The 19,421-nt window shown below is 30.1% G+C and carries 23 protein-coding genes; 15 read left to right on the top strand and 8 right to left on the bottom strand.

Annotated elements, in window-relative coordinates; translation table 11 throughout:
• Positions 1-9 precede the first annotated feature (9 nt).
• From FBF15_RS04655 to FBF15_RS04600, 12 genes are all read left to right on the top strand, one after another.
• Positions 10-726 (top strand): zinc ribbon domain-containing protein, encoded by a 717-nt coding sequence (locus FBF15_RS04655; protein WP_052775198.1) that lies wholly within the window; start codon positions 10-12, stop codon positions 724-726.
• Positions 723-1,880, top strand: a complete 1,158-nt coding sequence (waaA, locus tag FBF15_RS04650) for a lipid IV(A) 3-deoxy-D-manno-octulosonic acid transferase (RefSeq protein WP_165434586.1) — start codon at positions 723-725, stop codon at positions 1,878-1,880. Before FBF15_RS04655 ends, waaA begins: the two co-directional genes overlap by 4 nt.
• Positions 1,861-2,613 carry an RluA family pseudouridine synthase gene (locus tag FBF15_RS04645; RefSeq protein WP_052803883.1) on the top strand — a complete coding sequence of 251 codons (753 nt, stop codon included), beginning with the start codon at positions 1,861-1,863 and terminating at the stop codon, positions 2,611-2,613. Before waaA ends, FBF15_RS04645 begins: the two co-directional genes overlap by 20 nt.
• A 67-nt stretch (positions 2,614-2,680) precedes the next feature.
• Positions 2,681-4,018, top strand: coding sequence for a signal recognition particle protein (gene ffh / locus FBF15_RS04640; protein WP_052803882.1), 1,338 nt, complete (start codon positions 2,681-2,683; stop codon positions 4,016-4,018).
• 65 nt (positions 4,019-4,083) lie between these two features.
• Complete coding sequence (rpsP, locus tag FBF15_RS04635) at positions 4,084-4,311, top strand: 30S ribosomal protein S16 (protein WP_002852274.1); 228 nt, start codon at positions 4,084-4,086, stop codon at positions 4,309-4,311.
• 2 nt (positions 4,312-4,313) lie between these two features.
• The gene (locus FBF15_RS04630; protein ID WP_038816933.1) at positions 4,314-4,556 is read left to right on the top strand and encodes a KH domain-containing protein; all 243 of its coding nucleotides are present in this window, start codon (positions 4,314-4,316) and stop codon (positions 4,554-4,556) included.
• Entirely contained in the window at positions 4,549-5,088 is a 540-nt protein-coding gene (gene rimM / locus FBF15_RS04625; RefSeq protein WP_002868041.1) for a ribosome maturation factor RimM, read from the top strand. The genes FBF15_RS04630 and rimM overlap by 8 nt, the downstream gene beginning before the upstream one ends.
• Positions 5,085-5,789 carry a tRNA (guanosine(37)-N1)-methyltransferase TrmD gene (gene trmD / locus FBF15_RS04620; protein ID WP_038816932.1) on the top strand — a complete coding sequence of 235 codons (705 nt, stop codon included), beginning with the start codon at positions 5,085-5,087 and terminating at the stop codon, positions 5,787-5,789. Before rimM ends, trmD begins: the two co-directional genes overlap by 4 nt.
• Before the next feature lie 10 nt (positions 5,790-5,799).
• Positions 5,800-6,156, top strand: a complete 357-nt coding sequence (rplS, locus tag FBF15_RS04615; protein ID WP_002852307.1) for a 50S ribosomal protein L19 — start codon at positions 5,800-5,802, stop codon at positions 6,154-6,156.
• 133 nt (positions 6,157-6,289) lie between these two features.
• Complete coding sequence (gene uraH, locus FBF15_RS04610; RefSeq protein ID WP_002852246.1) at positions 6,290-6,703, top strand: hydroxyisourate hydrolase; 414 nt, start codon at positions 6,290-6,292, stop codon at positions 6,701-6,703.
• A gap of 23 nt (positions 6,704-6,726) precedes the next feature.
• Complete coding sequence (locus tag FBF15_RS04605) at positions 6,727-8,067, top strand: 3-deoxy-7-phosphoheptulonate synthase class II (RefSeq protein WP_002867848.1); 1,341 nt, start codon at positions 6,727-6,729, stop codon at positions 8,065-8,067.
• A complete protein-coding gene (locus tag FBF15_RS04600; RefSeq protein WP_002859623.1) occupies positions 8,064-8,393 on the top strand; it encodes an ArsC/Spx/MgsR family protein in 330 nt (109 codons plus the stop codon). Before FBF15_RS04605 ends, FBF15_RS04600 begins: the two co-directional genes overlap by 4 nt.
• A 12-nt stretch (positions 8,394-8,405) precedes the next feature.
• Here FBF15_RS04600 and FBF15_RS09865 read toward each other — a convergent pair whose 3' ends face one another.
• Entirely contained in the window at positions 8,406-8,648 is a 243-nt protein-coding gene (locus FBF15_RS09865; protein ID WP_257225505.1) for a SelT/SelW/SelH family (seleno)protein, read from the bottom strand.
• 192 nt (positions 8,649-8,840) lie between these two features.
• Between FBF15_RS09865 and dnaE the strand changes: the two genes are divergently transcribed.
• The gene (dnaE, locus tag FBF15_RS04590) at positions 8,841-12,443 is read left to right on the top strand and encodes a DNA polymerase III subunit alpha (RefSeq protein WP_038816931.1); all 3,603 of its coding nucleotides are present in this window, start codon (positions 8,841-8,843) and stop codon (positions 12,441-12,443) included.
• An 11-nt stretch (positions 12,444-12,454) separates the two neighbouring features.
• Here the strand turns inward: dnaE and FBF15_RS04585 are convergent, their stop codons facing one another.
• Genes FBF15_RS04585 through FBF15_RS04565 form a run of 5 tightly spaced genes read right to left on the bottom strand, consistent with a single transcriptional unit; the run spans position 12,455 to position 16,392 of the window.
• The gene (locus FBF15_RS04585) at positions 12,455-13,087 is read right to left on the bottom strand and encodes a YggS family pyridoxal phosphate-dependent enzyme (RefSeq protein WP_002852054.1); all 633 of its coding nucleotides are present in this window, start codon (positions 13,085-13,087) and stop codon (positions 12,455-12,457) included.
• Positions 13,088-13,121: 34 nt separating this feature from the next.
• Positions 13,122-13,871 (bottom strand): flagellin C, encoded by a 750-nt coding sequence (gene flaC, locus FBF15_RS04580; protein ID WP_002860035.1) that lies wholly within the window; start codon positions 13,869-13,871, stop codon positions 13,122-13,124.
• Positions 13,872-13,909: 38 nt separating this feature from the next.
• A complete protein-coding gene (locus FBF15_RS04575) occupies positions 13,910-14,380 on the bottom strand; it encodes a DUF4149 domain-containing protein (protein WP_038816930.1) in 471 nt (156 codons plus the stop codon).
• A 12-nt stretch (positions 14,381-14,392) separates the two neighbouring features.
• Complete coding sequence (locus tag FBF15_RS04570) at positions 14,393-15,208, bottom strand: HemK/PrmC family methyltransferase (protein ID WP_038816929.1); 816 nt, start codon at positions 15,206-15,208, stop codon at positions 14,393-14,395.
• Positions 15,205-16,392, bottom strand: coding sequence for a M48 family metallopeptidase (locus FBF15_RS04565; protein WP_038816928.1), 1,188 nt, complete (start codon positions 16,390-16,392; stop codon positions 15,205-15,207). The genes FBF15_RS04570 and FBF15_RS04565 overlap by 4 nt, the downstream gene beginning before the upstream one ends.
• 127 nt (positions 16,393-16,519) lie before the next feature.
• On the opposite strand from FBF15_RS04565, the gene FBF15_RS04560 reads away from it, so the two are divergent.
• Positions 16,520-16,705, top strand: a complete 186-nt coding sequence (locus tag FBF15_RS04560; RefSeq protein ID WP_002825403.1) for a hypothetical protein — start codon at positions 16,520-16,522, stop codon at positions 16,703-16,705.
• Here FBF15_RS04560 and mog read toward each other — a convergent pair.
• Together mog and corA are read right to left on the bottom strand one after the other, a co-directional pair.
• The gene (gene mog, locus FBF15_RS04555) at positions 16,702-17,244 is read right to left on the bottom strand and encodes a molybdopterin adenylyltransferase (RefSeq protein WP_038816927.1); all 543 of its coding nucleotides are present in this window, start codon (positions 17,242-17,244) and stop codon (positions 16,702-16,704) included. The two genes, FBF15_RS04560 and mog, sit on opposite strands and share 4 nt — an antisense overlap.
• A 20-nt stretch (positions 17,245-17,264) precedes the next feature.
• On the bottom strand, positions 17,265-18,248 hold the full coding sequence (gene corA / locus FBF15_RS04550; RefSeq protein ID WP_002799370.1) for a magnesium/cobalt transporter CorA: 984 nt from the start codon (positions 18,246-18,248) through the stop codon (positions 17,265-17,267).
• A 116-nt stretch (positions 18,249-18,364) separates the two neighbouring features.
• Between corA and FBF15_RS04545 the strand changes: the two genes are divergently transcribed.
• Positions 18,365-19,411 (top strand): extracellular solute-binding protein, encoded by a 1,047-nt coding sequence (locus FBF15_RS04545; RefSeq protein ID WP_002855035.1) that lies wholly within the window; start codon positions 18,365-18,367, stop codon positions 19,409-19,411.
• Positions 19,412-19,421 lie beyond the last annotated feature (10 nt).

Genomic DNA, 19,421 nt, shown 5'->3' with positions numbered 1-19,421 from the left:
GGAAAATAAATGAATAAATATCTCGAACAATTAGTGCTTTTATCAAAAATAGATCAAGAAATTGATAGTTATGAACCAAAAATAGACAGTATTAATAAGACTTTAAAAGATGCTGAGTTAAAAATAGGAAAAATCAACACAGATTTAGAAAAAATCGATGAAGAAATCAAAGATATAGAAAATCAAAAAGTGCAAAATAATGCTCATATTTCCGAGTTCTCGGCAAAAATTAAAGAGCTTTCTAAAAAAAGTGGTGTAGTAAAAACAGAAAAAGAAGCTAATGCTTTAAAAATTGAAGAAGATATTGCAAAAGAGCAATTAGACGCTGCAAATGATGAGATTGTAAGACTGGATAAAATTTTAGAGAATAAAGAAACTTATAAAAAAGAACTCGAAGAAGAAAAAATCAAACAAGAGCAAAATATTAATGAGATTAGAGTAAGTATTAAATCTGAAATGGAAGTTCTTGAAAAAGATAGAATGAGTGTTTATGATAAAAAAACCAAACTTGTGGGCGAGATGAATCAAAAAGTTCTAAGTTTTTATGAGAAAATTCGCAAATGGGCGAAAAATACTGCTGTAGTACCCGTTAAGAAACAAGCATGCTATGGATGTTTTATGAAAATTTACGATAAGACCTATCTATCTGTTGTAAAAGGCGAAGAGATTGTAACTTGTCCTCATTGTGGAAGAATTCTTTATAAAGAGCAAGAAGAACAAAATTGATCTTTTTTTATTATTTTTTAACTTGGACGGCATTTTTATTTTGTGCTGTCTTTATTCTTTTGCTTTCTTTTTTAAAATCCAAATACAAAACTAGTTTAAAATCCCGATTTTTTCTTTATAAAAATTTACATCAAGAAAAAGCTGATGTACATTTTCATGCTTGTTCTTACGGGGAGGTAAGAAGTATTAAAACTTTGGTTTTGAAATTTGATTCAAGAATAACTACTATTACTCAAACAGGTTTTGAATGTGCAAAAGAATTTTGTAAAAAGGTAAATTATCTTGCTTTTGAAAATTTTTTGCCTTTTTGGCTTAAGCCTTGTAAGGTTTTGGTAATTTTTGAAGCAGAATATTGGTTTATGCTTGTTTTTATGGCACGTATTTATAAGGCTAAGATTATTTTGCTTAATGCGAGAATATCTGATAAGTCTTATCATTCTTATCAAAGATTTTCTTTTTTTTATAAAAAAATTTTTTCTTATATTGATGAAGTTTTTGCTCAAAGCGATTTAGATAAAGCAAGACTTGAAAGTTTGGGAGCTAAAAATGTTAAAATTTTTAAAAATATTAAGGCAAATTTAGAAATTAAAAATAATAAAATTTATACCAAACCTAAGGAAAAACTTATCATTTTTGCCAGTACTCATAAGGATGAAGAAGAGCTTTTGCTTGATTATTTTAAACTAGAAGAAAATGAAAAACTCATTATCGCCCCACGACACCCTGAACGTTTTAAAGAAGTTGAAAATTTGCTTTTAAACAAAGATTTAGAATTTGAAAAATTTAGTTCTTTAAAAGATGAAAATAAGAAATTTTCTAAAAAAATTTTGCTTTTAGATGCTTTAGGGGAGCTTGTAAATTTTTATGCAATTTCTGATGTTGTTGTGCTTGGAGGTTCTTTCATAGAAGGCATAGGAGGACACAATCCTATAGAAGCGGCATATTTTGATAATGTATTAATTAGCGGGAAATTTATTCACAATCAAAAGGTTTTGTTTGAAGAAGTGGAAAATGTATATTTTTGTGAAAAATTAAAAGATTTAAATGATAAAATTCATTATTTAAATTTAAAAGCTAAAATTTCCAAAAAAGAAAATTTAGATCTTATCATACAAACTATACAAAAGGGAATTGATGCAAGAAAAAGCTTATAAACTCTTAGCTTTGCAAGAAAAAATTTCAAATCGTGAAGCTAAAGATTTGATTGATAAGGGTTGTGTTTTTTCACATGGAAAAAAAGTTGTGGTTGCTAGAGCTTTGATGAGCGATGAGGCAAGATTTAATGTGATAAAAGCTAAAAATCCTCAAATTATTTTTGAAGATGATAAGATTATTGCTATTAATAAACCTTATGCTTATGTGAGTGAAGATTTAGAGAAAAAATTTAATGCCAAGCTTTTAAATCGTTTAGACAAAGAAACAAGTGGTGTGATTTTGCTTTGTAAAGATGAAGATTTTAGAAAGCTTTGTATAGAAGAATTTAAAAAACACAGGGTTTATAAAAGTTATATTGCGGTTTTAGATGGGGTTTTGGCTGAAGAGGTTGAAGTGAATGAACCTATTTTTACTATAAAAGTAAAAGGCGGGGCGTTAAGTAAAGTTTCAAAAGATGGTTTAAGTGCCTTAAGTATCATTACTCCTATCATGATGCAGTCAAAAAAAACCTTAGCAAAAATAGTTATTCAAACAGGTAGAACTCATCAAATCAGAGTGCATGCTAAATTTATAAAACATGGCGTTGTAGGTGATGAAAAATATGCTAAAATTTCAAGCGATAGAATGTATTTGCATAGCTATGAAATTAAAATTTTTAATTATCATTTTAGGGCTAATTTAGATAGTGGTTTTGCAAAATTTGGCTTTGATATAAAAAATTTAGATTTTTAAAGCCATTTAAGAAAAAATTTTGTATAATGCAAGGTTTAATTTAAAAATTTTATAGAAAGGTGATAAAGTGTTTGAGTTAGTCAGCGAATCTTTTAAATCAGCGATTAATAAATTACGTTTTGTTGATGATGAAAAAGCACTTAAGAACGCTTTAGAAACCTTAAAAAAAGCTCTTTTAAAAGCAGATGTTCACCATAAGGTAACTAAAGAGCTTTTAACTTTGATAGAAGAAGATGCAAAGCAAAACGGAATAGGTCAAAAACAATTTTTAAATGCCATTAAAATAAATTTAGAAAATATTTTAAGTGTCAATGGTAAGAATCAAGGTTTTGTTTTTACTTCTAAACCCCCAACAGTAGTTCTAATGGCAGGTTTGCAAGGAGGCGGTAAGACTACAAGCACTATCAAACTCGCAAATTATTTAAAATTACGCAATAAAAAAGTTTTAGTTGCAGCTTGTGATTTGCAGCGTTTAGCGGCAGTGGAGCAACTAAGACAACTTTGTGAAGCTAATGAAATTGAACTTTTCTTTATAGAAAATGAAAAAGATCCTATTAGAGTTGCTAAAGAGGCTTTAAAAAAGGCTGAAAGTTCCATGGTGGATGTTTTGCTTGTAGATACTGCTGGACGTTTGGCTATAGATGAGGCTTTGATGAATGAATTAAAAGCAGTTAAGGATGTTTTAAATCCTGATGAGATTTTCTATGTTGCTGATGCAATGAGTGGTCAAGATGGGGTTAAGACTGCGGCTAGTTTTAATGAAGCTTTGAATATCAGCGGGGTAATTTTATCAAAATTTGATGCAGATACTAAAGGTGGAGTAGCCTTGGGTATAGCAAAACAAATCGGTATTCCTTTAAGATTTATTGGTGTAGGTGAAAAAGTAGCAGATTTAGAAGTTTTTATACCAGATCGTATAGTAAGTCGCATTATGGGCGAGGGTGATTTGGCTACTTTAGCTGAAAAAACTGCTGCAGTGATTGATGAAAAAGAAGCTAAAAAACTCAATCAAAAAATCAAAAAAGGGGAATTTAATTTTAATGATTTTCTTAACCAAATGGAAAGTATTAAAAAATTAGGAAGTATGAAGTCTTTAATCGGTATGATACCAGGACTTGGTGGAATGGCAAATGCGGTAAAAGATATAGATTTGGATAATTCTAAAGAAATTATACACATTAAAGCAATGATTTCTTCAATGACTCCAAAAGAAAGAGAAAATCCTGATTTATTAAATAATGCTAGAAAGCGTCGTATAGCAGAGGGAGCAGGTCTTTCTCAGGTAGAAGTCAATCGTTTTTTAAAACAATTTAGCAATGCAGCAAAACTTGCAAAAAGATTTTCAGGTAAAAAAGGAATGGAGAGTTTGACACAAATGATGAGTCAAGCTAGAAGACAATTTTAAATTTTATTTATAAATACTTTTTATAGTATCTATAAATAAAATTTTTAATTTTTTAAGGAGTATAAATGACAGTTATTAGACTTACAAGAATGGGTAGAACCAAAAGACCATTTTATCGTATTGTAGTTACGGACAGTAGAAAACGTCGTGATGGTGGTTGGATAGAAAGTATTGGGTATTATAATCCTATGGTAGAACCTGAAGTAATTAAAGTTGATGCAGAGCGTTTAGCTTATTGGAAAAGCGTTGGTGCAAAACTTAGCGATAAAGTTGCTTCTATCACTAGCAAATAATCATGGTAGAGAATTTTCTTAGAGAATACGCAAAATTAATTGCAGATTATCCTGAACAGATTGATACTCAAAAAATTGAATTAAGTGAAAATTTTTTTGAGATTGTTCTTTTTGCACATAAGGTTGATACAGGTAAGCTTATAGGTAAAAATGGAAAAATGATCAATGCTATAAAAACTGCAATCTCTGCTTATAAGAGCAAGGATGCAAGTTCTTATAGAGTAACGGTAAAAGCACTTGAGTGAAAAAGATTTTGTTCAAGTTGCAAAACTTGGTAAAACTGTGGGTCTTAAGGGTTATGTAAAATTGCATAACCTGAGCGACTTTTCTTCTCAATTTAAAAAAGATGCTACTTTTTTTATAAAAAACACTAAAGAAATGTTAAAGATTAAGCATTATAATACAAGCAATTCTACTGTTTTATTTGAAAATTATGAAGATATAGAAAAGGCCAAAGAATTAACTAATCTTATTCTTTTTCAGAGTATCGAGAAAAGTAGACAAACTTGTAAATTAAAAAAAGATGAGTTTTTTTATTTTGATATTTTAGAGTGTGAAGTTTTTGAAGAAGATAAGAGATTAGGTAAAGTGGTTGATATCTTGGAAACTGGAGCTTCTTATTTATTTGAAATTCAAAGTGATGAAAAATGGGTTGAAAAAAAATATCCTAAAATATTTTTTATTCCATATTTAGATAAATTTGTTAAAAATATAGATATAGAAAAACGACAGATTTTTTGCACGCAAGATGCTTTTTTAATTTTAGAAAATTCATGAAATTTAGCTTCGTTTCTTTGTTCCCTAATCTTATGGAATTTTACTTTCAAGATTCTATACTTGCAAGAGCAAAAGAAAAAAAACTTTTCAAACTTAATTTTTATAATCCAAGAGATTTTTCTAAAAATTCCTATCATAAAGTCGATGATTATAAAATAGGTGGTGGAGCTGGACTTTTGATGCAAGCTGAACCTATGTATGAGGTGCTAAAAAGTATTCAAGAAAAAAAAGAAAATCCCTATTTTATTTTTTTAAATCCAAGTGGTAAAACCTTTAATCAAAAAGACGCCAAACGCTTAAGTAAAAAAGAACATATAGTTTTTGTATGTGGGCGCTATGAAGGTATAGATGAAAGAGTGCTTGAAATTTTTGCGAATGAAATTTTTAGTATAGGGGATTTTATTTTAACAGGAGGAGAATTACCTGCGCTTGTGATGTGTGATGCGATTTTAAGAAATGTTAACGGGGTTTTAGGAAATATGGAAAGCTTGAAAGAAGAAAGCTTTGAAAATAATTTACTCGAAGCGCCTGCTTTTTCAAAACCTTTTATTTTTGAGAAAAAAAATAAAAAATTTTATACTCCTTCAGAGTTTTTAAAGGGTAATCACGCTAGAATTGCAAGTTTAAAAACTACTTTGGCGTCTTGCAAAACGAAATTTTTTCGTCCAGATTTATTTTTAGAGCATGAACGCAAAAAATAAGGGATTTTTTATGAAAAATAAATATATAGAACAATTTGAAGCAAAACAAATTGAAGGTAAAAATGTTCCAGATTTTCGTGCTGGTGATACTTTAAAGCTTGCAATTCGCATTAAAGAAGGGGATAAAACAAGAATCCAAAATTTTGAGGGTATTTGTATTGCTAGAAGAGGTAATGGCGTAAGTGAAACTTTTATCGTGCGTAAAATTGGCGCTAATAATGTTGGCGTTGAGAGAATTTTCCCTATTTATAGTGAAAGTTTAGAAAGTATTACTGTTTTGCGTCGTGGTCGTGTACGCCGTGCAAGATTATTCTACTTAAGAGATAGACGTGGTAAAGCAGCGCGTATTAAAGAGCTTAAAAAATAATTTATAATTATTTTCTATTATAAGTCTAACAATTAAATAATTATAATTAATTTATAATTATTATTTATTTGATTTTAATTATTAATAATACTCTTGTATAATATTTCTTGTAAATATTATACAAGGAGAGAAAATGTTTTCTATTAAAAAAACTTTATTAATACTAGCAAGCGTGCCAATGTTTTTGAGTGCTACTGAATATCAATTAAGTACTCATGTCTTGGATATTACTTCTGGACAACCTGCTCCTAAAGTAAAAGTTGAGCTTTATAAGTTGGAAGCAAATCAACAGTGGAAAAAAGTAAGTGAAGAATTTACCGAAGAAAATGGTAGAATAGGAGATTTATTACCATATGAAAAAGCTGAAAATAGGGCTTTTGGAATTTATAAGCTTAAATTTTTTACAAAAGACTATTACACATCACACAAAATAAATACTTTTTATCCTTTTGTAGAGGTAAGTTTTGAGCTTTCTAAAGATCAGAAACATTATCATGTTCCAATAACCCTTTCTCCTTTTGGTTATTCAACTTATAGAGGAAGCTGATAAATAAAACGAAAGAAAAAACCATGTGGGCTAAGAATTCTTGGAAAAACTATCCTATAAAACAGCAACCTATCTATCCAGATCAAGAGGAAATGAATAGAGTTTTAGCAAGACTTGAGAAACTTCCTCCTTTGGTTTTTGCTGGAGAAGTGAGAAATCTTCAAAAGTCTTTAGCAAGAGTTTGTAAAAAAGAAGCTTTTTTACTTCAAGGTGGAGATTGCGCTGAAAGTTTTGAAAATTTTGGCGCTGTAAATATCCGTGATATGTTTAAAATTTTACTTCAAATGGCTATAGTACTTACATTTGCTGGTGGATGTCCTGTTATAAAAATTGGTCGTATTGCAGGGCAGTTTGCCAAGCCAAGAAGTAGTGATTTTGAAGAGTTAGATGGTATAAGTCTTCCTAGTTATCGTGGTGATATTATTAATGGTTTTGAATTTAGTGAACAAGCACGCATTCCTGATCCACATAGAATGCTTGAAGCTTATTATCAAAGCGCAACAACGCTAAATTTGTTGCGTGGATTTGCTAAGGGTGGTTTAGCAGATTTACATGAAGTACATCGTTGGAATTTGGGCTTTTTAAAAAAGAGTGAACTCCATAAGCAATATACTGATATCAGTGAAAAAATTTCACAAGCTTTAGCTTTTATGGAAGCTTGTGGAATTAATACAAGTAATACTCCAAGTCTAAGAGAAGTTAGTGTTTATACTTCACATGAAGCTTTACTTTTGCCTTATGAAGAAGCTTTAACTAGAGTGGATAGTTTAAGTGGAGAAATTTACGATTGTTCAGCTCACATGCTTTGGATAGGTGAAAGAACAAGGGCGCTTGATGAAGCTCATGTGCATTTTTTAAGTGGAGTAAAAAATCCTTTAGGGGTTAAAATAGGACCTAGTGCAAGTGCTGATGATATCATAGCTTTAGCAAATGTTTTAAATCCAAATAATGAAGAAGGAAGATTAAATATTATTATCCGCATGGGTGCAGATAAAATTATCAATAATTTGCCAAAAATTTTCTCTAAACTTAAAAGTGAAGGTTTAAATTTAGTATATAGCATAGATCCTATGCATGGAAATACGGTAAAAGCAGGCAATTTTAAAACACGTGAGTTTGATAAAATTATGCAAGAAGTGAGATCTTTTTTTGAGATTGCAATAAGCGAAGGGGTTTATCCAGGTGGAGTGCATCTTGAAATGACTGGGAAAGATGTAACAGAATGCACAGGTGGTGCAAGCAATGTTACTGCTCAAAGCTTGGAAGATCGTTATGAGACTCAATGCGATCCAAGACTTAATGCGGATCAAGCATTAGAACTTGCTTTTTTAATCGCAGATTTGGTAAAAAAGGCTAGAAAATGAAATTTTATGGTATTAAAAATTGCAATTCTGTAAAGAAAGCTATAGATGCTTTAACACAAAAAGGTATTGTGTTTGATTTTATGGATATTAAAAAGATTAATCAAGATATTTTATACACATGGTTAAAACAAAAATCTTTTGAAGAACTTATCAATACTGCTGGATTAACTTCTAAAAAACTTGGCTTAAACAAAGAAAAAGTTAAAAATTTAAATGAAAAAGAACTTGAAAAAATTGTATTAGAAAATCCAAGTTGTATTAAGCGTCCTATTATCGAGTATGAGCAAAACATATATATTGGTAAGGAATATGAGAAAATGTTATGATAGAGTGTTTGATTACACTCTATTTTTTATTAATTGATTAATTTCATTTTGATATGGAAATCTTTCACTTTCGCAATTAATAAGTTGTGTTTTAGAGAAGATAACTTTTCCGTCTACTTCAACGATAAAATCACCTCTGCCGCCAATTTCAAATTCTACTTCAACATCTTTGAAATCGCTTTGTAGTTCCTCTGCAATCCTTGCAGCTTGTGGGCGATAATTTCAAAGATTGCAATAAGCAATTTTTACTTTCATCATTTCATCCTTTGAAAAGTTCTTTTTATTAAGATTAAAATCTTAGACTTTATTATAGTTTATTTTGGCTGAATTTTTGCCTTTTTGTCAAATTTAAGTTGAAATTTAGGGCTAATTTCTTTCAAATTCAGCGAGAAAAATTTATAATTTTTATCAAAATTAAAATAAGCCTTAAAAAATTAAAGGAAGAAAATGAGTCAATTTACACACTTGCATTTACATACAGAATATTCTTTGCTTGATGGAGCCAATAAACTTAAAGAATTAGCTTTGACTTTAAAAGAGCAGGGTGCTACAAGTGTTGCTATGACAGATCATGGAAATATGTTTGGGGCAATTGATTTTTATCAAACAATGAAAGCACAAGGTTTAAAACCTATCATTGGTATGGAAGCGTATTTACATAATCATGATGAATTAGATGATAAAAGTTCTCGTCAGCGTTTTCACCTTTGTTTGTATGCAAAAAATGAGATCGGATATCAAAATTTAATGTATTTAAGTTCTCAAAGTTATATTAAAGGTTTGTATTATTATCCGCGTATCAATAAAAAGCTTTTGGAAGATTATAGTGAAGGTCTTATTTGTTCTTCTGCTTGCTTGCAAGGTGAAGTAAATTGGCACTTAAATACTTATAGTGAAAGAAATGTGCGTTTTGGTGCAAAAGGCTATGAAGCAGCAAAAGAAGCAGCATTATGGTATAAAAAAGTTTTTAAAGATGATTTTTATTTTGAAATCATGCGTCATGGTATAGGTGATCAAAGAATGATAGATGATGATATTATCAGACTTTCTAAAGAATTAAATATAAAAATTATTGCTACAAATGATACGCATTATACTTTTAAAGAAAGAGCGGCTGCCCATGAGGTTTTTATGTGTATAGCTATGGGAAAAAAACTTAATGACCCTGATAGAATGCGTCATAGTGTGCATGAATTTTATGTTAAAAGCCCTGAGCAAATGAGTGAGCTTTTTGCAGATATTCCAGAAGCTATAGAAAATACACAAGAAATCGCGCAAAAATGTAATTTAGAGCTTAATCTTGGCAATCCCACTCCACCGAATTTTAAATTTACAAGAGAATATGCTAAAGATCATAATATTATCTTACCTGAAGAAACAAAAGAATTTAGCTTTGATAATGATGACATAGTTTTTGAAGAACTTTGTAAAAAGGGACTTGAAGAGAGATTAAAATTTATCGATGAAAGCAAGCATGAAGAATACAAACAAAGACTTGAAGTAGAAATTAACATCATTAAAAATATGAAATTTTCAGGTTATATGCTTATTGTTCATGATTTTATTAAAGTGGCTAAAGATAAAGGTATTCCAGTAGGCCCTGGAAGAGGATCAGCTGCAGGAAGTTTGGTTTCTTATTGTTTAAGGATTACGGATTTAGATCCTATTCCTTATAGTCTACTTTTTGAGCGTTTTTTAAATCCTGAGCGTGTGAGCATGCCTGATATTGATGTGGATTTTTGTCAAGACAGACGTGCTGAAGTGATTGACTATGTGATTGATAAATATGGAGCGGATAAGGTTGCACAGGTGATTACCTTTGGTAAACTTTTGGCTAAAGGGGTGATTCGTGATGTGGCTAGAGTTTGTGATATGAGTATTCAAGATGCTGATGAGCTTGCTAAACTTGTGCCTGAAGAGCTTAAAATCACTCTTGATGCTGCTTATGAAAAAGAACCTAAAATCAAAGAATTTATTGATCGTCATCCTAAAGGTCCTGAAGTTTGGGAGTATGCAAGAGCTTTAGAAGGATTAAATCGCAATGCGGGTATGCACGCAGCAGGTGTTGTAATTTCTAATGAAAGTTTATGGAAGAAAACTCCGCTTTTTAGACAAAGTAAAAATGATGAAAGACATTTGGTAACGCAGTATTCTAAAGATCATTTAGAAGATGTAGATTTGATAAAATTTGACTTTTTAGGTCTTAAAACCTTAACAGTAATCAATAATGCGATCAAGCTTATTAAAAAGCGTTACAATAAAGACATTATTTGGGAAACTATAGATGTAAATGATAGCAAAGTTTATAAAACCATACAAAGTGGAAATACTTTGGGAATTTTTCAAATCGAATCAGGCGGTATGCAAAGCTTAAATGCACGCTTAAAACCAGAGCGTTTTGAAGATATCATTGCGGTTCTTGCGCTTTATCGTCCAGGCCCTATGGAATCAGGAATGCTTGATGATTTTATCGACAGAAAGCATGGTTTAAAAAGTATAGAATATCCTTTTGACAGTTTAGAAAAGGTTTTAGAGCCTACTTATGGGATTATTGTTTATCAAGAACAGGTTATGCAAATTGTTCAAATTATAGGTGGCTTTTCTTTAGGAGGTGCTGATGTAGTGCGTCGTGCTATGGGTAAAAAAGATCCTGAGAAGATGAAAAAGCTTAAAACTGATTTTGCAGATGGAGCAGAAAAACAAGGATATGATAGAGCAAAAGCTGAGGATTTATGGGAGCTTATCGTAAAATTTGCAGGATATGGTTTTAATAAATCTCACTCTGCGGCTTATGCGTTGATTACTTTTCAAACAGCTTATTTAAAAACTTATTATCCTAGTGAATTTATGGCAGCGCTTTTAACAAGCGAAGAAAACAATGTGGATAAAATTGCTGTTTATATTGATGAGATGAAAAAAATGAATATTAAACTTTTACCTCCATCGATTAACAAAGCGATCCGTGAATTTAGTGCTTTAGAGCAAGATGGCAAGGATGCTATTATATACGGACTTGGGGCTATAAAAAGTGTGGGTATTCCTGCAGTTGAAAATTTACTTGAAGCAAGGCAAGATGGAGAATTTAAGGATATTAATGATTTCTTAGGTAAGATAGATCCTACCAAGATAAACCGTAGAACATTAGAAAGTCTTATTAAGGCAGGGGCTTTTGATGAGTTTGGTTTTACTAGAAAAGCTTTGTTTGATAATATGGAAAATCTTAGCGAAGCATCGCGTAAAATGGCTGAAGTAAGAAAAAATGCTGCAAGTTCTCTTTTTGGTGAAGAGGAGTTAACTTCAGGTGTTCAAGTAAATTTTACTCCCAAAAATGAAGAATTTGAAGTGATGGAAAAATTGGGATATGAAAAAGAAATTTTAGGAATTTATGTTTCAGGCCATCCTTTAGATCGATTTTATGAACAAATTAATGCCATAGATTATGTTAAAAGTTTAGAGTTTGAAGGTTTAAAAAACAATGGAGAAATTTTAAGTATAGGTAAAATTGAAGATTTTAAATCTATGATGAGTAAAAATAATAAGCGTTATGGTAGAATTGAAATTTTGGATTATTATTCTTCGTTTGATGCTACTGTATTTGAAAGTAATGTAGAAGAAATAGAAAATATCATTAAAGATGAAAATTTGAAAAATAATGCTTATGGTTTTGTATTGGGATTTAAAGCTGAAGGAGGGGAAAAGCCCAGCTTTTTTTTAAAAGCAATTAAAGACTTGCAAAGTCTTGAAGATGGTGAGATTAAAGCTATAAAAAAATTTGGCACAAAAAAAGATTTTAAAAATAAAGAAGAAAATCATTTTACCGCAGAACCTAAGGAATTTGAAAAAAATATCATAGAGCTAGATTTGACAAGGTTAAATAGAGAATTAATCTATGAAATTCATGAAATTGCTAGAAATGCACATAATCCTAATGAAAAAAATAATAAAAAACTTGTTTTAAAAGTTATTAGCGCGGGATCTTGCCTGCTTTATCATACAGATTTTATTATCTCTGATAGTATAGTAGAGGAAATTTCTAATAAATATGCTTAAGTAAGATTGTTTTACTTAAGATTTTTAAATAAAATGCTTCCGAGTCTTACCAAGTTGGATCCGCATTTTATAGCAATTTCAAAATCATTACTCATCCCCATAGAGCAAATCTTAGCCCCATGTTTTTGAAGAATTTCATAAATTTTAAATGTAGTTTCAAAGCTTTTTATAATATTTTCTTTATCTTGGCTGTGTGATCCTATGCTCATTACGCCACAAAGATTTAAATTAGAGCATTCTTCTTGTATTTGTAAATATTCTTCTACGGCTTGATTTGGATCTAGACCGCTTTTGCTATTTTCATTTGCACTATTGATTTCTAATAAAGTATTTAATTTATAATCAAGTCTTTTGTCCATAGCTTTAGCTATTTTAATACCATTACAAGAGTGCCATAATATAGGTTTTTGTTTGATTAAGAGATTGATTTTGTTGCTTTGTAGCGTTCCTATAAAATGCCATTTTATGTCTAGTTTTTTTTCATCAAGATTTTCTTTTTTTTGTGCTAGAGCTTGGACTTGATTTTCTCCAAATTCTACTATACCTTGATCAAAAAGCTTTTCAATTATACTTGCATCGACATACTTGCTTGCGGCTACAAGACGAACGTTTTTGGTTTTTTCTAAAATTTGCTCTAAAGTCATTTTGATAAAAAATAAGCCCTATTTAGGGCTTATTTTATTGTAATAAATTAGCAATTTTGCTTTGAAGCTGCATGTTGGATTGCGCAGCAACAAAAGCAGCAGCATTTTCTTTTAGATAATTGGCATTAAAATCATTAACATTTTTTGCCATGTCATTATTTAGTAAATTATTTTCAGCTGCTTTTGAGTTGATGCTATTTTGAACACTTGCATTAATATTTGATGTGATGGCATTGATACCTGAGCCTATTTCACTTCTTAAACTTCCAAGTTGATCCATAAAATTTGTAATACTATCTTGATTATCTATGCTTAATCCATCTGTTGCTAATGGATTTAAATTTGTAGTTTCAGTTCCGCTACCTACTACAAAATTCATAGTTTGAAAGACATTTTTTCCATTATAAGTTGCATTATTAAAAGAATCATTGATGGATTCTTGTATGCGTGTTGCTTCTGTTCTTAGCATTCCTTTTTGAGAATCATTAAGTGCAGCATTGTTCATTTTTACTGAAAGTTCATTAAGTCTATCTGCGCTTTGAGAGATATTGGTAAGGCTAGCATCTGCAATTTGTAAAACCCCTATAGCATCATAAGCATTTGCGACACCTTGATCTATAGTGCTTGATTGAGATCTTAAAGAATCAGCAATAGCTAAATTAGCACTATCAACTCCACTTATTGCGCGAACAGCTGCAATATTTTCTAAAGCTTTATCGCTAGCTTTTTGTGCATTATTTAAATAATAATTTTGTTGCATTATAGTTGCATCAGAGATCATCATGGCCTACTCCTTCTCTTTTGGATTTATTTAATATTTTATCATTTTTTTGCTATTTTAAAGCTTAAGAAATATAAAAAAACTTGCATTATCAAGATGATTTTAATCACCACTTCACTTGCATTATGGATGCTGATAAATTCTTGAGTTTTTGTAGTGTTTTCGCCTAAGTTTTGGAGTTCAATTATGGTATTAGTAAAATAAAAAACAAATATTAAGCTTAAAATCAAAATAAGCAAACTCAGCATAAATTTTGAAAATTTTATTTTAAATTTCATTTCATCTTTTATAAGAGAATAAATTTCATATAAAAAATTAACCACTGAAACAAAAATCAGCAAATATCCCATCTTAATAAAAATTTGCGTCATCATTAAGCCACTTTGAAAATGGCTCAACACTCCTTCTCCTATAAGATTTTGAGGAAAAAAAATTGTTGGTGCAACAACTATTCCTAGTATGAGTTCAACCCCTATGATAGAGGCAAGTAAAAATAAATTAACAGCTTTCAAGAGTTTCTCCTTTTATTTTTTATCATAACGCATATTTGTAAATTTAGCTATAAAAGCACGATTATAACCTTGTTCATCTTTGAAAAAATCAACAATGAAATTATTTTGATATAAAATTTTTTCCAAAATTTCTTTTTGATCATAGCCAAATTCGCAAGCTAAAAATTTAACTTTTTTATCAAGGGAAAAATGTATGATTTCTTCTAGAATTTCATATCCTTTTTCTCCGCCAAATAAAGCCTCTTTCGGTTCTTTTTGCACCCAAATATCTATAGGATATGAATTTTTAATATAAGGTGGATTTGAAAAAATAAAATCATAATTTTCTTTAATTTGCTTAAAATGACAAAGTTTAAAGTCAATCAAGTGATCGACTTTGTGTAATTTGGCATTCTCTAAAGCTAATTCTAAGGCTTTGGGATTGATATCACAGGCTGTGATTTTTAATTCAAGTTCTTTGGCTAAAACAATGCTTAAAATTCCGCTTCCAAATCCTATTTCTAAAATCCCATTAAAAGTATTTTTTTTGCATAAATTTAAAATTTGAAAAAGTAAAATTTCACTATCATAGCGAGGGATTAGAACGCCTTTTTTTATATTAAATTCTAAGCCCCAAAAATCCACTTTTTCAAATATATATTCAAAAGGTTCTCCAGATTTAAAACGCTTTATAAGCTCAAAATAAGGTTCATGATCTATTTTTATATCTTGGTTTAAAAATAACCAAGCTTTATCTTTTTTTAGATATTCACAGAGTATAAATACTGCTTCATTTTCATAACCTTTTAAGCTAGATTTAGCTTCCATAAGAGCATTTTTTATAGTCAAGAAAGAGCCTTGATTCTATCACTAATACTTGGATGACTGAGATAAAAAAATGCATATATTTTACTTGTTTTGATAAAAGCTTTATTTTCTCTTGCTAGAGCTATCAATGCATTTTTCATATCTTCTTTGCTTGTAACTTTAGCTCCGTGTTGATCAGCTGCAAATTCATTTTTTCTACTTAAGGCGTTAAGTATAGGAGAGATTAAAAAGCTAAAAATATTTGCCAAGATAAATAAAAGAGCAAACACGCCACCATTTACTCCTTCTAGATGACTTTCTAAGTAAACAAATTCAGGTAAATTTGCAAAAACAAAAAAAAGTAAAAACATAATTATAACGCCGTTAAATAAAGCTTTGATAATATCCTTATGAACAAAATGTCCAAGCTCATGTCCTAAAACAGCTAAAAGTTCTCTTTCATTTAAGGCTTTTAATAATGTATCAAAAAGCACCACTCTTTTGCTTTTAAAAAGTCCACCAAAATAAGCATTTAAACGCTTATCTCTTTTGCTTGCATCAATAACATAAACCCCATTTGCACTAAACCCACATTGTTTCATCAAAGAGCTGATTTTTTTCAGCAAATTTTCATCGTCTAGTTTTTTCATTTTATTAAAAATAGGTGCTATTAAGGTAGGGTAGATGAGATTTATAATCACTATAATACAAAAGGCAAAAATAAAGGCCGCAATCCACCAAAAAGTTCCAAAAAAATCATAGCAAAAAAGCAAAGCATAAAGGATTAAAAATCCAAATATTAAAGTTAAAATAAGACTTTTCATAGTGTCTTTGATAAAAAGTTTTACAGTCATATTTGAAAAACCATGGGCTTTATCTTTGATAAAACTTTCATAAATACTTAAAGGTAGATTTAAAATACTTGTGATTATTAAAAAAGATAATAAAAATAAAGTATTTTCAAAACGAGTGTTGTTTAAGATAAGCAATTCTTTAAGATATAAAAATCCAAAACCTATCCATGCAATATTGATGATTAAATTATAAAAATTGGAAAATAGTTTAAATTTTTCATTTTCGATGGCAATATCTGCTGCATTTTGATAGTCTTTTTCGCTTAAAATTTGAGCTTGTTTGTCTTTTTCTCTTTCTAAGAAACGAATTTGAGCATAGGAAATCCAAGATAAAAGTGCTGTGTAAAGACATAAAATTGCAATTAAAGTCATTATTTTTCCTTGATTGGTTTTTTGCGAATTCTAGCTTAAAATAATGAAATAAAGTTAATAGTTTAAAATCTAAAATAATATTCTTTTCAACTAAGTTGGTGTATATTTATAAAAAAAGGATTAAAGAATGTTTTTTAAGAAAAAGATTTCACAAAAACAAAAAGAAAAGCCTAAAATTCCAATCAATGATGTGATTTTAGATGACAGACTTTGTAAGTTTAAAAATAAAGTGCAAAAGATAAGCAAAGATGAAGCTTCGGCAAGTCTGCTTGCTAGACAATTAAGCAGACTTATCAGAGCTAATAAATTTTAATTTTGACATTTTTTCTTAGGGCGAAAAACCTTAATAACTTCATCATTTGCTTCTATATAAGCACCTTCTATCAAATCGATACAGTAAGGTATAGCCGGAAAAACAGGCTCTAGGCATTCTTTTATAGCCTTAGGATTTCCTGGTAAATTAATGATAAAAGATTTATTGCGAATTCCTGCACTCTGTCTTGAAAGTATAGCTGTTGGGACATATTTTAAACTTTCTAAGCGCATAAGTTCTCCAAAACCTGGCATCATTTTATCACACATAGCTTCCGTGGCTTCTGGGGTTACATCACGAAGTGCTGGACCTGTACCTCCGCTTGTAACAATCAAATCACATTTTTTTTCATCTGCTAGATAAAGTAATTTTTTAATGATCAAATCATAATCATCAGGGATTAATTCTTTATGATAAATAATATCATTTTTTATATATGAATTTAACACTCTTTCAATTTCAGCAGTGGCTTTATCTTCGTATATGCCACTACTTGCTCTATCGCTTAGGGTTAAAATTCCTATGTTTATTGTATCCATTGTTTCTCCTTAATAAATTTTTATAACCATCCTTTTTTCTTAAAAACAACCAAAGGTAAAATGATAGAAATTACCATTACGCCAAGCACTATGGGATAAGCATAGTGAAGTTCAAGTTCGGGCATGAATTTAAAATTCATACCATAAACAGTTCCTATTAAAGTAGGTGGCATCATGGCAACAGTTGCAACGGTAAAAATTTTAATGATTTTGTTTTGTTCTATGTTGATTTGGCTGGCTAAAATAGTTTGAATATTATCTAAGATATTAAGTTGCGAAACACTAAATTCAACCAAAGAATTTAAGTCTTTTAAAACTATAGTGAGATTTTGTTTTATATCTTTATCGATTTTATCGCTTTTTAGCAAAGAAGTCATAGCACGACGCTTATCAAATAAAGAATCTCTTACGCGCATATTAAGCTCTTGCAAACTTGAAATATCCTTTAGCATTTCATCATAACTATATTCATCTTTTTTTTCTAAAACACTTGTTCTTAAGCGTCTTGCTTCTTTATCTATCCATTCTAGTAAATCCGCATCTTTTTCAACGCGTACTTCAAACATTTTATCAATAATATCAAAACCATCTTCAAAATTCTTCGGACTAGCTAAAATCCTTGCTTGAATTTCTTCAAAAGTGCTAAATTCGTTATATCTTATAGTAAATAAGATATTTTTAGCGGTAGCAAAAGTAACAATTTCTGTGCGAAGCTTGATTAAATTCCTATCTTCTTCATCACTTTTAAGATCTCTTACTAAAAAATGAGCATTGATGGTTATTGTCGCATTATCTTCCCAATATTTTGCGCTAAGCTCTATTTCTTCCCTTTCTTCTTTTGTAGGAAACTCAAGATTAAATTCACTTGATATAAAAGCAATTTCTGCTGCACTTGGATGAAGTAAATCAATCCATAAAATATTTTGCGGTAGTTCTTGGCTATCGAGATTAAAATTGATTCTTTGAACTAAAGCATTTTGAGTTTTGATATAAATATAAAGCATGATCGCTCCTTGTTTATGACTTTAAAATTATAACCTTGTTTGCTTAAAAATTAACTTGTTTCTAAAATGTTTCTAAAACTCATTAAATTTCCAAAATATTTTTTGAAAGGAAAAAAATGAGTAAAAAATTTTTCTTAAGTTTAGGTCTTGTTGCCTTATTGTTTTCAAATTCACAAGCTATTGATGAGAATTTGATTAAAGCTGCGCAAGCAGAAGGTAGGGTAAATTCTTTAGCTATGCCTGATACTTGGGCAAACTGGAAGGATACTTGGGCAGATCTTAAAAATCTTTATGGCATAGAACATAGTGATACAGATATGAGTTCAGCTCAAGAAATTGCTAAATTTAAAGCCGAAAAGAAAAATGCAAGCGGTGATATAGGGGATATAGGGGCTTCTTTTGGAGAGATAGCGGTTAAACAAGGAGTGGCTCAGCCTTTTAAGACAAGTTACTGGGATCAAATTCCAACTTGGGCTAAAGATAAAGATGGAAATTGGCTTTTAGCTTATACAGGAACCATAGCTTTTATAGTCAATAAAGATGTAGTAAAAGATATACCTAAAACTTGGCAAGATTTGCTTAAGGGAAATTATAAAATTACCGTGGGTGATGTAAGTGTAGCAGCTCAAGCTGTGAGTGCAGTTTTGGCAGCTAATTATGCCTTAGGTGGGGATGAAAAAGATTTAAGTCCTGCTTTAGCTTTTTTTAATACTTTAGCTAAACAAGGAAGACTTGTAAATAATGATGTAAGTATAGCCAATCTTGAAAAAGGTGAAGTTGAAGTGGGTTTAGTTTGGGATTTTAATGGTTTAGGCTATAGAGATAAAGTGGGCAAAGATCGTTATGAAGTTTTAATCCCTGCTGATGGTAGTGTTATTTCGGGTTATACAACTATTATCAATAAATACGCAAAACATCCAAATGCGGCTAAATTAGCTCGTGAGTTTATACTTTCTGATAAAGGACAAATCAATCTAGCAAAAGGTTATGCAAGGCCAATAAGAATTGATCATATTACCTTGCCAGATGATATAAAAGCCAAACTTTTACCAAGTGAGCAATACAAAAATGCAAGAGCAATCAAAGATCAAAAAGCTTGGGAAAAAAGCGCTAAAGAATTACCACAACTTTGGCAAGAAAAAGTTATAGTGGATATGAAATAAAGGAGATTGG

The organism is Campylobacter sp. CFSAN093233 (assembly GCF_011068165.1).
Classification (GTDB): Bacteria; Campylobacterota; Campylobacteria; order Campylobacterales; family Campylobacteraceae; genus Campylobacter_D; species Campylobacter_D jejuni.
This window is presented reverse-complemented; position numbering and strand designations above follow the sequence as displayed.